This is a genomic window from Calditrichota bacterium, assembly GCA_013112635.1.
Taxonomy (GTDB): Bacteria; Calditrichota; Calditrichia; order Calditrichales; family J004; genus JABFGF01.
The window spans coordinates 19,532-31,326 of record JABFGF010000002.1 but is presented as its reverse complement, the minus strand read 5'-3'; the positions used below and the strand labels follow the sequence as shown (position 1 = coordinate 31,326).

Genomic DNA, 11,795 nt, shown 5'->3' with positions numbered 1-11,795 from the left:
TATTAGGTTTTGCGTCATTGTAAAATGCTTATTATAATTTTTTTAGATCGAAGTTACAAGAATAAAAAAAATCGGAGGAATTTTTTATGAGTTTAATGGAAAATTTATTTTCCCGTTCACCTTTCACACCATTACAAACCCATATGGAAAAAGTGGCAAAATGTGTGAATAAATTAGATGACCTGTATGAGGCATTTGTTAAAAATGATTCCGAACTCCTTTTAAAACTTACTGATGAAATATCTGACCTGGAACACTCTGCAGATTTAACAAAGAATGATATTCGTTCAAATTTACCGCGAGGACTATTTTTAGCAATTAACCGTGCCGATCTTTTACAAATTCTTTCTTTGCAGGATTCAATTGCCGATGCTGCAGAAGATGTAGCTGTTATAATGACATTGAAAAAGATTGAGCCAATAAAAGGCCTTAAAGCAGAATTAAAAGCTTTTCTTGATAAGAATACCGGAGCAGTAGAAAGCGTCCATCAAATTATTCATGAATTGGAACGTCTTTTACAGTCATCATTCGGCGGTGCTGAAGCCAAGAGGGTAAAGCAAATGGTTAATGATGTGGCGTTTTTAGAACATGAAGTAGATATTATGCAACGCGGAATATTAAAGAAACTGTATAATATGGAAACCAAATTGGATTATGCCAGCTTTAATCTCTGGATAAACATCATCCAAACAGTTTCATCATTATCCAATTTATCTGAAAAACTGGCTTATAAAATATCCAGCCTGATAGAAACAAATTAAAGTTAACAACTAATCTTATTAATTGGTTTAGAGGAAATAATGGAAGTTACCACAATTTTATTGATAATAGCGCTGGGAGCTGGGTTTTACATGGCCTGGAGTATTGGTGCAAACGACGTGGCAAATGCTATGGGTACGTCAGTTGGGTCGGGTGCCTTAACGGTTAAAAGAGCTGTAATTATTGCTGCTGTTTTGGAGTTTGCCGGTGCTTTTTTGGTAGGAACACATGTTTCAGAAACGATACGAAAAGGAATTATTAGTCCGGAACTCTTTTTAGGAAATGAGTTTGATCTTGTTTTTGGGATGATTGGGGCTTTACTCGCAGCAGCCGTGTGGCTTCAAATAGCATCTTATTTTGGCTGGCCGGTTTCCACAACGCACTCAATCGTTGGGGCTGTTTTAGGATTTGGTGTTATGTACGGCGGTATGCATGCGGCTGATTGGGCTAAAGTTGGCTCCATTGCTGCCAGTTGGGTTATTTCCCCACTGCTTTCAGGAACAATCAGTTATCTCATTTTTATGCTTATTCGCAGGCTGATTTTTTATAGCGATGACCCTGTAAGGATCGCAAAAAAAATGACTCCTTATCTTGTCTTTTTTGTTTTTCTTGTATTAACCCTGGCAATGGTATTCAAAGGATTGAAAAATTTGAAACTTGATCTGGGTTTTAGTGAGGCCTTTTTGGTAGCAATTATTGTTGGTGTTGTTGCAGCAATAATAAGTTCATTTCTGGTTAAAAGAATTAAACATGTTGAGCAAAAAGAAAAACTTAATGTAAAACAACCGGCGGCAGTGGGCAAAAGAATAGACAAAGCACTTGTACATCTACAAAAAGCGCTGGCAAAATCAGATGGGCAATTAGGTAGTGAGTTGTCAAACGTTGTTGGTGATCTTAGCACATTACATAACGATCTGTCCAGAAAACTAGATACCAGCACAGAAAGCTCAGATTATAAAACAGTAGAAAAAATATTTGTTTATCTACAGATACTAAGCGCCGGATTTGTAGCCTTTGCACATGGCGCTAATGATGTTGCAAATGCTGTTGGCCCCCTTGCTGCAGTAATTACAGTTATTTCAACAGGAAGTTTTGCTGCTAAATCAGCTGTTCCAATTTGGGTTCTTGGATTAGGTGGTCTTGGGATTGTTATTGGATTGTCCACCTGGGGATGGCGTGTAATGATGACAATTGGTAAAAAGATTACTGAGCTTACACCATCACGTGGTTTTGCTGCAGAATTTGCTGCCGCTATAACAATCGTGTTGGCCTCCAAACTAGGTATCCCTGTAAGTACAACACATACGCTGGTTGGTGGTGTTTTGGGTGTAGGGTTTGCGCGTGGTATTAAAGCACTTAACCTAAAAGTTGTCACAAACATCTTTATCTCATGGATAATAACTATCCCGGTTGGAGCTATTGGGGCAATTATTTTTTACTATATATTACAAGCAATTTTTGGATGATTGATATAAAAAGTTTTCTTATAAAAAGAGTGATGGTATTTGAACATCACTCTTTTTTTTTATAATTTGACAGCCTATTAATTCACAGTTACAATTTCTTGTTATTCAATTTTATGTTGGCATTTAAAAATGAACAAAAAACCATTTTTTTTCGCTATCATTTTTCTGAATTAAACAGGACTTTTTCCATTGGTGTTTACTTTGCAACACTTACTACTGCAAAGGCAAAAGTTTCAACGAAATTAATTCTTATTAAATAGATCTGCATTAATGGAACTTTTAGAATAAAACAGAGTGATAGGTTTGTTCAGCAAACTTTTTTTATCTAATTTAACCGACCATTCACCTACAGTTATCTTCATTATGCGTATAAAAAGATTTTTTTTTACTCTTTGTATTTTTACCCTTTTTTTTATTTTCTCCGGATGTGATGGAAATTCAGGTACATCATCAAAAAATCTTTTCAAAGTTAAAAAGCCATCTGTAATTACAATTTCAGAATCCGGGCAGCTTGAATCTGTAAACAATACATTTATTCTTTCGCCAAGCGATTGGAATATGGAGTATCGAATTGCACATCTTGCCAAAGAAGGAAGTTTTGTACATCAAGGAGATACGGTTGTTTACTTTAATACAGAAACGGCACAGTCCGAATTGGATGAAGCACTGGCTCAGCTCGAAATTCAGCAGGAAAAATATTGGGAAGTTTTAGAACAAAATGCAGTGAGTTTGAAAGAAAAGGAAAACCAACTGCAGCAACTGAACTTACAATATAAAATAAATCTTAGCAGGGTCGAACAGGCAAAGTTTGAGTCTGATGTCCGGTTGAAAGAAGCACAACTGGAGCTTGAGAAAACAATCCTGAATCTTTCAAAAACGAAAGATAACCTGGCCTCATCAAAAATAATCAATCAAAAGAAAGCAGATTTAGTACATCTGGAAATTCGTCAGGCCGAAGTTAGAATTTCACGTGCAAAAAATAAACTGGCTGATATGATACTTATCGCACCAAAAGGCGGTATGGTTATTTATCAGAGACAAAGAGGAATGAGCGGAGGCGGTGAAAAAATTAAAGTGGGTGATTCTGTTTGGCCACGTTCACCTATTATGGCAATTCCCGATTTGGATGCAATGCAGGTCAAAGTAAAATTAAATGAGATTGACCGTCCTTTGGTTATGGAAGGACAAAAGGCAAATATTACAATTGAAGCATATCCCGATTCATTGTTTAGTGGAGAAGTCCACAGTATTTCAAAAATTGTTGAAAAAGCTGATGGGGCCAATAATTTAAAAACTTATGAAATGATAATTCATTTATTACCAGGAACAAATTATCGGCTCAAACCAGGATTATCTGCAGTTGCCGTTGTGGAAATTGACTCTGCTAAAAACATGTTTGAGGTACCGAGCTGGTGTGTTGAAGAGCGGGACAAGAAGTTTTATGTACGAGAGAAAGACAATGGAGAAGTCGCTGTAAAAATCCATACTCTTCGTGATGGGAAGGCATATATAAAAGGAGACCTTGCTGTAGGCATGGAACTGAGGGCGATCTTTTAGCCGGTAAATAAATCGTATTCAACCAACATTTGTCATTCCTGTCCCTCTTTGGCGAGATTATCGGGAATCCATCCTCTGTTAGTTGTATTTTGATGAAAACAAAATTTAGATTCTTGTAAAAACATACAGGAATAACAGACACATAGTTTTTGATATCCGTAAATGTGGAGAAAAAATGTTAAAACTTTTTAACCGTTACAAGAAAAATAAAATAGTTCTTTCGATTTTGATGATTCTTGTTCTCATTGTAATAGTAAGTGCTATGAGTAGCAGTACGGAAGCACTTTTGTTTAAAGTTGAAAGAAAACCATTTGTAATAGATTTGCCTGTTGACGGTGAATTAAAATCACTGGAATCTCACATTGTAAAAGCCCCATCCAATATTTGGCGAAACGTGCGTATTGTACGGCTGGCACCGGAAGGAAGTATTGTTAAAGAAGGCGATTTTCTTATCCAGTTTGATACGGCAGAATTCCAGCAAAAATTACTTGAAGCTCAAAATAATCTTGAAAAAGCTAAGGCCAACCTTGCAAGTACCATGGCCAATAACAAAAGTAATATGTCAGATTTAGTAAGTAATATAAAGCTGGAATCTTATTCTTTGGAGCAAAGCAGGTTACGGGCAAAAAATGCTGTTTATGAATCTGAAAATAAGCGAAAAGAAATTGAATTTAGCCTAAAAAAAGCGGAGATCAGCTACAAGCAATTGGTTGACAAAAAACAATCGACCATTAAAATACAAGCAGCAGCTTTAAAACAAGCAGAGCTGGAAGTGGAGCAATCTGAAATAAAAGTAAAGCGTGCCCAGGATGATATGGGCAAGATGAGAATAGTTTCGCCGGCGGATGGCCTTATAGTTTATAAAGAACTTTGGGAAGGCGGCGGGATGGTTAAGCTGAAAGTTGGGATGTCTCCCTGGCGCGGACAGGCTTTGATGGAAATCCCGGGTGCCAACAAAATGAAAGTTAGCGTTAAAATAAACGAGGTGGATATTGCCAAACTTGCGGTTGAGCAGAAGGTAAATATTACCCTGGATGCCGTGCCGGATACAACTTTTACCGGCCTGGTAAAAGAAATCGCAGCGCTTGCAAATCGTGACCGGAAAACAAAGAAAAATGTTTTCGATGTTGAGATTTATTTGAATGAAGAAGACGAAAGAATGAAGCCCGGCATGTCTGCAAATGCCCAAATTATTATCGATGAAATTCCGGATGTGTTGTCCGTTCCGATTGATGCCATTACAGTTGAAAATGAAAAAACCTGGGTTAATGATTCTGATGGTGATCCCATTGAAATAACAACCGGGAAGTCCAGTTCAGATTTTATTGTGGTTGAAGATGGTCTGGAAGATGGTGATGAAATTCAGCTGTCCGGAGAGTCAGGTGGATCAGATCAGTCAAAGAAAAAGAGAAAACCTAAAAATAAAAATGGCTCCAATGGAACTGTGATAATAATGGGCTGATTATGAACCTATCACACTATTTGAATATTTTTGTAGAAAAAATCCTGCAAAACAAGCTGTTATCGCGTTTTACTTTTTTAAACGAAGAACAGCTTCGTATTAGTATTGAAGGCGTTTTAAACCATAAGCTTCGATCGCTGCTTACAATTTTGGGGATAATTTTTGGTGTTGCTGCTGTTATATCCATGTTGGCAATTGGAGAAGGTGCCCGGCGCAAAACCATGTCTCAGATTCAATCGCTTGGGTTACAAAACATAATTGTGCAGCAGGAAGAAAATGACGCTGATGATGATGATGGGCAGACTCTTTTATCGCTTGCAGATGTTGATGCGTTAGCGGCGATTGTTCCAAATATTAATAATATTGCCCCGGTTGTTGAACGCGATTATGATGCTTCGTATCAAAGCAGGATAGCCGAAATTGTTTTAACCGGCACCTATCCCGAATATCTTTCCTTAATGAATTTGAAAATATCCTCTGGTGGTATTTTTTCAAAATACGAAAATAAAACCTATCAGCGGGTTTGCGTGTTAGGATCGCAGGCTGCTAAAGATCTTTTTCTTGTAGAAAACCCTTTGGGGAAAAAAATAAAAATTGAGAATGTCTGGTTTACTGTTATTGGGGTTCTGCAATATCAGCCTAAAAGTATTGCCGGCACAAAAGAAGTGGACTTAAACAGCAATATTTTTGCGCCGATTAACTCTGTCAATATCCGCTACGACAGGGAAGACGGCGAGAGTGAGTTAGAGCAAATTATTTTACAACTCAATAATGATGCCCCGGTAGTTGCTACTTCAAACCTGGTAGATCAGATTCTTTACCGGCGCCACAATCAAGTAAAAAATTATTCCATGATTGTTCCGGAACAACTTTTACAGCAAAGTGAGGAAACCCAGAAAATATTTAATATCGTTATGGGCGCCATTGCGGGGATTTCCCTTTTGGTTGGCGGCATCGGAATTATGAACATTATGCTTGCGTCTGTTTTGGAGAGAACCCGTGAAATTGGTATCCGCCGATCGCTGGGTGCTACACGCAAAGATGTGTTAAACCAGTTTTTAACCGAAGCATTAATCTTAAGTTTGTTTGGCGGAATAATTGGCATTGTTGTTGGCTATACTCTGGCGATAGGGATTACTTTTTATTCTGACTGGGACACCGCGGTAAGCGCCTGGTCAGTTATTATCTCGTTTGGTGTTAGCAGTGGTGTTGGTATTGTTTTTGGATATTACCCTGCCAAGCAAGCCGCCAGTTTAAACCCGATAGAAGCCTTGCGTTATGAGTGATATTTCATAAAACAGATTTACAAAAAATTATTTAACAGGAAAAAGAATGAAATTTAGCAGACTATTCATATTAATAATTTTTGGCATAAATCTACTTTCTGCACAAGAAATACATCATTTATCTTTACAGGAATGTATTGACATTGCCAAAGTAAAAAGTTTTAGTATACGCCATTTAACAGAAGAATATAAAGTTGCCAAAGCTAATTTGACTGCTGCTACAAATCGCTTTAAAACGCAGGTTGATCTAAATTTTTCTTTGCCTGAATATAACGAAACCATTGCAAGTTTTGATGACACGACCGGGCGAACAATTTTTTTCTCTACCAAACAAAGCCGTTATTCAACTGATTTAACAATCTCTCAACCCTTACCAACTGATGGGCATATTTTTATTCAATCAGGAATTTTTCATATCCAGGATATTTCCAATGAGCTAAATTCATTTCGCTTAAATACCCGGATTGGATTTAACCAGCCAATTGAAGCTTTTTATTCATATAACAATATACTCAGTGCATTAAAAAATGCCGAACTCAACTTTGAACTAACCAATCGCCAACTTACCCGCACGGGCCTCGATCTAAATTATCAAACCAGCCAGGCCTATTATTTTTATTTAAGCGCCATTGAAACTCAAAATATTGCAAAGCAAACACTTGACCAGCAAACAGAGTCCAATAACCTTGCCCAAAATAAATATAAAGCCGGTGTAATCGCCGAGGTAGAAGCCTTGCAAATGGAAGTAGATTTGGTTGAGGCAAAAAATAATTGGGATCTTGCACAGCAACGTAGCTCAGCCCAGGCCAATAATCTAAAACAGCTTTTAGGAATTTCTCTTTCCGATTCAATCATTCTTGAGTCTGATTTAAGTTTCCAGCAGGTGGATGTAGACTTGGAAACGGCATTGCAGTTTGGTTTAAAAAACAGGCTGGAGATCCGCGAACGGGAAATTGCTTATGAGCAGGCCCAAATAAATATTGAACGTACAAAAGTGGATGGCCAAATCACAGGAAACATTTCGGCCTTTTATGATTTGATCGGTGTAAATGAAGAAGATAAATCTGTTGCTTTGCAAACAAATTTTCAAAGTGCCTGGCAAGAATTAAAACGGCGCCCAGGAAATAGAGGTGTGGCTCTTCAGCTCCGAATTCCCTTGTGGGATTGGGGTGTAAACAATGCTCAGGTACGGGCTGCAGAAGCACGATTGAGGCAAAGAAAATTATCCAGCGATGAAGAAAAAATAAATGTTGAAAAAGATATTCGTAACACAGTAAATAATATTAAAAGCAGTTTAAAACGCCTAAAAATGTTGGAAAAAAACATTAAAGTTGCAGAGCGAAGTTTTGAGATTAGCCGCAACCGCTTTGCCAATGGAGAGATCAACAGCCAGTCTTTGGCGCTTGATAGAAACAGGCTTTCCTCGGCCTACCAATCGCGATTATCCGCTTTGATTGACTACAAATTGTTATTACAGGACATAACCCGAAAAACATTTTATGATTTTGTAAATGGCTTTGAAATAAAATCGGAAAGCTAGATTAAACCATAATTATTATTCAACTTCTTTATATTGTAGTCTTAATTCTTGCAGCTTGGTTTCCAAATCTTTTTGTATTTGAGCGTATTGTGGATCCCCGTTTACATTTTTCAACTCATTCGGATCTTTCTCAAGATCGTATAATTCCGTTGCTTCCAGCTCATCATAAAACTGGAGTAATTTGTATTTCTTAGTGCGTACACCATAATGTTTTTTAACATCATGCCAGCCGTGGGGATACTCATAATAGTGGTAGTAAATTTCTTGTCGCCAGTGATCCGGTTTTTCATTTTTTAATAAAGGGCGAATCGATTTCCCTTGTACATCTGCAGGAATTTCTACGCCGGCATAATCAAGGATTGTGGGACAAAAGTCAAGATTTATTGCCATTTCATTGTTGACTGTATTTGCTGCAATCTCCTTTGGATATTGAATTAGCAAAGGCATTCCAAATGATTCTTCATACATAAAACGCTTATCATACCAGCCATGCTCTCCAAGGTAGAAACCCTGGTCTGATGTGTAAATAATCAGCGTGTTTTCAGTCAATCCTTTTTCATCAAGATAATCAAGAACACGTCCAACATTTTCATCAACGGATTGGACGGTACGCAAATAATCTTTTATATAACGCTGATATTTCCAGATCGCCAATTCTGTTCCAGATAAATTCGCTTCAAGAAAAGCTTTGTTTTTGGGCTCGTAGGCTGCATCCCAGGCTTTTTTCTGTTCCTCTGTTAAATTGTTATAAAGACGTTCCCAACTTTTTTTGGCATTCAATTTAAATTTTTCCTGGCCCCCGGAATACTTTTCTTCTTCATCCGAATGAATTTTCATATCAAACGAATTGTATAAATCTACTACGCGCATATCCTGTTCTTTTGCAGCCTGGCGCGATTTATAATCATCAAAAAATGTTTCGGGGACAGGAATGTTTACACTATCATACATCGCCAAATGTTTGCTGTCCGGCATCCAGTTGCGGTGAGGTGCTTTGTGAAAATATAAAAGACAAAATGGTTTCTCTTTGTCAAAATTTTCCAGTGTTTCCAGAGTAAAATCTGTGATTAATGTGGTCACATATCCTTCATGCCTTGTTGTGTCGCCATTTTCAATAAATCTGGGATTATAATAATCTCCTTGGCCCGGAAGAATTTTCCATGTATCAAAACCTTGTGGAGTACTTTTTAAATGCCATTTTCCCATGAGCGCGGTTTGATAACCGGCCTTTTGCAACAGCTTGGGAAATGTCATCTGATCGCCATTAAATTTATCACGATTATCCCGCAAACCATTAATGTGACTGTATTTCCCTGTTAAAGCTACTGCACGGCTTGGAGCGCAAATGGAATTGGTGACAAAACTGTTTTTAAAAAGCATTCCATTTTGGGCAATCCGGTCGATATTTGGGGTTTTATTAATTTTGCTTCCATAGCAGCTCATGGCTTGTTTGGTATGATCATCCGTCATAATAAAAATAATATTGGGACGATCTTTTGTTGGAGACTTCTCTTTTGCTAAAATGTTGCTGCTACTATTAATTAAAAAAAATAAAGAGATGAAAAGAACCAATCGCATAAAAAACATTTTATTCCCCAATTAAATTTGTAAAATATTTACTATAAATTATTAGCTTTTTCGCAATTTTTGAACGGCATCATCATCACCCAAAACCAAAAGCGTGTCACCCTGTTCAATAACATAATCGGGTGACGGGATAGCTCCCGGACGGTTTTGAAGGCCATCTTTTTGATCAACTGATTTTCTAATAAGAATTACCTCAACCCCATATTTAGCCCTGATGTTTATTTCTTTTAACGATTTTCCAAGAAATGGTCCAGGTGGGTCAACTTCGCAGATTTTATAGCCTTCGCTAATTTCAATATCCCGTTCACTGCTAACTGCAGAAACAATGCTGTGTACGCCGCCAACTAAATCCGTTTTAAAAATCTCTCTGTTGTAAGCGTCAATCACATCCATACGTTGAACCGTGCCTAAAAATTTCTTGGTAACTTTATCTTCAACCACAGGAAGTTCGTCAACATTGTAACGGCCAAAATTATGCATCACCAAATCCAGGTTGTCATCCGGCAAAAGAAAAGCAGGCGGCGGATGGGCAATATCTGCCGCAATTACTAAACCAGACAGATAGGCTTCATCTGTTAAGAATTCCTTTATTTCATTTATTGAGAAAGTACCAACAAGATTTCGTTCATCATTAACCATAAAATATTCATGATGATTGCTGGCCACCATAAATTGAATCAGTTCCTGAAAAGAATCACTTGTATTTATTGTTATCACATCATGCGACATAACATCTTTAACCCACAATGAGCGCATCACATTTAGATCTTTACCTTCAAAAATATTAACACCACGCCGGATCAGTTTCATTGAATAAATGGATTCTTTTTTGAGATATGTGGCGACTAAAACACCGATTATTACAGAAACCATTAAAGGCGGAATTATTTTATAATCATTGGTCAACTCAAAAATTATTAGTATGGCTGTGATTGGCGCATGGGTTGATGCCGCAACAACGGCACCCATCCCGACCAGCGCATAAGCGCCTGGATTTGCTGTAAGCTCCGGATATAAAGCTCCGGCTTGCAGACCTATAAAACTGCCCAACATAGCACCAATAAAAAGGGATGGCGCAAATATCCCACCAGATCCACCGGATCCGAGGGTTGCAGAAGTAGAAATAATCTTTAAGAAAAGAAGTGCAATTAACAGCCAGGATAAGTCTTTTCCCCATAAAGCATCATTAATCGATTCATAACCCACACCGAGAATTTGTGGAAAGCTGATGGCAATTAAACCGACAATTAAGCCGCCCACAGCAGGTTTTAGCCATTCCGGTATTTTAAACAGGTCGAACCAATCCTGAGTTTTATAGATTGTTTTAATAAATAGTACAGCAATTATTCCAGCCAGAATCCCCAAAACAAGATACGGGATAAATTCATAGGCGCTGACCAGTTCATAATCCGGTACATGGAAGGCGGGAAAATCACCAATATAATGGCGCGAAATTACAGTGGCCACGACAGATGAAATTACGATTGGGCTAAATTGAGCAACAGCATATTCACCTAAAATAATTTCTACGGCAAATAAGGCGCCCGCTATGGGTGCATTAAAAGTAGCTGCAATACCTGCTGATGCACCGCAAGCTACAAAGGTTCTCAGGCGTCTTGTGGAAACAGCCATAAACTGACCAAATAATGAACCAATGGCAGAACCGATTTGAACAATCGGGCCCTCACGCCCTGCTGAACCACCGGAGCCAATAGTTATAGCGGCAGCTAAAGATTTTATAACAGCAACCCGCGTTCGGATACTGCCACCTTTAATGGCAACGGATTCCATAACTTCCGGAATCCCTGATCCGCGGACTTCCTTAGCAACAAAATGAACAAGAGGGCCAACAAGCAATCCGCCAATAAGCGGCAAAAGGGCAATCAACCAAAATGGGATTTGTTCAATATTACCGGCACTAAAATCAGAAGTACCCCAAAAAAGTTCCTGCGAGTATTTGATCATAAAGCGAAAAAGGATGGCTCCAAATGCTCCGAGAATTCCAATCACAATGGCTGATAAAACCATAAAAATATGTTCAGCGCGGCGCAAAGCACCAAAAGCAGTACGCATTTTTTCCGTTATTTTTTTTTGGGATTTTTTCAGAAAGAGAAGTGAGTTTTTATATACGTTTTTCA

8 protein-coding genes are annotated in these 11,795 nt (G+C 38.0%); 6 read left to right on the top strand and 2 right to left on the bottom strand.

The window, feature by feature from the left end; genetic code table 11:
* The first annotated feature begins 86 nt into the window (after nt 1-86).
* The 6 genes from HND50_05325 to HND50_05300 all read left to right on the top strand — a co-directional run bounded on the left by HND50_05325 (nt 87) and on the right by HND50_05300 (nt 8,070).
* Nucleotides 87-761, top strand: coding sequence for a TIGR00153 family protein (locus HND50_05325; GenBank protein NOG44629.1), 675 nt, complete (start codon nt 87-89; stop codon nt 759-761).
* Nucleotides 762-800: 39 nt separating this feature from the next.
* Complete coding sequence (locus HND50_05320; protein NOG44628.1) at nt 801-2,225, top strand: inorganic phosphate transporter; 1,425 nt, start codon at nt 801-803, stop codon at nt 2,223-2,225.
* Nucleotides 2,226-2,588: 363 nt separating this feature from the next.
* A complete protein-coding gene (locus tag HND50_05315; GenBank protein NOG44627.1) occupies nt 2,589-3,782 on the top strand; it encodes an HlyD family efflux transporter periplasmic adaptor subunit in 1,194 nt (397 codons plus the stop codon).
* Nucleotides 3,783-3,957: 175 nt separating this feature from the next.
* The gene (locus tag HND50_05310; GenBank protein NOG44626.1) at nt 3,958-5,244 is read left to right on the top strand and encodes an HlyD family efflux transporter periplasmic adaptor subunit; all 1,287 of its coding nucleotides are present in this window, start codon (nt 3,958-3,960) and stop codon (nt 5,242-5,244) included.
* A 2-nt stretch (nt 5,245-5,246) separates the two neighbouring features.
* Nucleotides 5,247-6,530 carry an FtsX-like permease family protein gene (locus tag HND50_05305; protein NOG44625.1) on the top strand — a complete coding sequence of 428 codons (1,284 nt, stop codon included), beginning with the start codon at nt 5,247-5,249 and terminating at the stop codon, nt 6,528-6,530.
* Between the two features lie 46 nt (nt 6,531-6,576).
* On the top strand, nt 6,577-8,070 hold the full coding sequence (locus tag HND50_05300; GenBank protein ID NOG44624.1) for a TolC family protein: 1,494 nt from the start codon (nt 6,577-6,579) through the stop codon (nt 8,068-8,070).
* Nucleotides 8,071-8,085: 15 nt separating this feature from the next.
* On the opposite strand, the gene HND50_05295 is transcribed toward HND50_05300, so the two are convergent.
* Together HND50_05295 and HND50_05290 are read right to left on the bottom strand one after the other, a co-directional pair.
* The gene (locus HND50_05295; GenBank protein ID NOG44623.1) at nt 8,086-9,648 is read right to left on the bottom strand and encodes a sulfatase; all 1,563 of its coding nucleotides are present in this window, start codon (nt 9,646-9,648) and stop codon (nt 8,086-8,088) included.
* Nucleotides 9,649-9,699: 51 nt separating this feature from the next.
* Complete coding sequence (locus tag HND50_05290) at nt 9,700-11,730, bottom strand: CBS domain-containing protein (protein ID NOG44622.1); 2,031 nt, start codon at nt 11,728-11,730, stop codon at nt 9,700-9,702.
* Between the last annotated feature and the right edge of the window lie 65 nt (nt 11,731-11,795).